Here is a 1,454-nt window from a genome sequence, read left to right on the forward strand (position 1 = left end):
CACATAGCTTGCCTATTTCAATACCATGTTCATTGGTTTTATTTAGAATATTATCATATTCACGAGGTGTAATGTGTCGTGCATGATATGAAACTGTTGGTAATTTTCTTACAGCCGTAACAAAGTCTTTCCCATCAGAAGTAAAAGTCCCTAGTATTTTAACATTATAAGTATAACTGAACATTTTCTGTTTATCCCTATCTGATAAATCACGTTCAGATATTCTTGCATAATGAACAGCAACCAATGTTTTATCTTGATTTCTGAAGATAGGGTCTTCATCATAAATCTCAGCTTCAACTCTAGCTAAGAATTTATTACCATCTTCATCACGGGGAGTAAGAACGATAAAATCGCCCGTTTGTGGACTAACCTTTGAATCTTCATATGATGAATAAATTAAAAGTGCGTCCCCTGTTGTTTTCTGTCCATACAATACACCAAAATCTTTTGTTTCTTGATTCATAATTTAAACCTCTCATGAATATCTAAAAATAAATTCTCAATATCAACATGATCCATCCTCTGTGATTGATAAAGAGATGCCTTAACCCGATTTATTATTTCATCGTTGAAATTATTTTTCAAAGTTACAAAATTATGTACCTCTACCAGAGGATAAGGATAACCTAATATATAATGTTCTTGTGTTAATGATGTAAGTTCCTTGATTATATTTTCAAGAAAAGGTATATCTCTTTTTGCAGTCCGCACTTCCCGCTCATTCATCTTTTTAGTTATAGAGGGAACAACATCAAAAATATTAAAATCAAGAATAACCCAATCATAATTTTGTAATTTCTCAACATAATCAAGTCTAGCGACATAAAAAATTCCAAATCCTCGTCCACTATTGAGATTATTTGCAGCATACATGCTATAATTTTTATGCACGCTTGTTATATTTCCCACTCGAATTGCTTTCTTTTCTTCTGACTCAGGGTATGCACTTAACAAAACATCGTCATTGATTTCAAACCAACAGCATAATTTTTGCCATCGTTGTTCTTGAATAGAAAACGGATAAGTAGGTTTTTTCTCTTGTTGAAGATATAAATCTATTTTCTTAAATGACGATGAAAGTTCAAGTTTGATAGGAGTCTTTTTGGTAACGGCTAATAAAATAATATTTTTCTGATTTGCTAATTCGCCTATCTTAATTAAATATTTCTGTTTTATATTGTTTGAACGCAAAGCTCCATCACGAAGTATAACATCTCCTTTTTGAGCTAATGGGTGATTTAGGATTTCAAGAACAAGAGCCCATTCAAGAATTTCTTGACAAAAGGCTAATAATATTGATACAGATGAACAAATTGCTTCTCTGTTAAATCCAAAAATATTATTAACTTCCGGTTCATCGAAAAATGAAATTAACCCTTTTACTGGCGTAAGTGACAATAATTCATCAAATATCGCATTTTTATGGGCATCATTAGTAATTAAAATAATAT

The 1,454-nt window shown here is 31.2% G+C and carries 2 protein-coding genes; both read right to left on the minus strand.

Going from position 1 to position 1,454, the window contains the following annotated elements; all coding sequences use genetic code 11:
- A partial coding sequence (locus ACYVTD_RS12700; protein ID WP_461248118.1) for a hypothetical protein occupies nt 1-466 on the minus strand: 466 nt, incomplete at its 3' end.
- Nucleotides 463-1,454: hypothetical protein (locus ACYVTD_RS12705; protein ID WP_461248119.1), on the minus strand; the 992-nt coding region annotated here is incomplete at its 5' end. The genes ACYVTD_RS12705 and ACYVTD_RS12700, both read right to left, overlap by 4 nt.

The organism is Treponema sp. R6D11 (genome assembly GCF_054786075.1).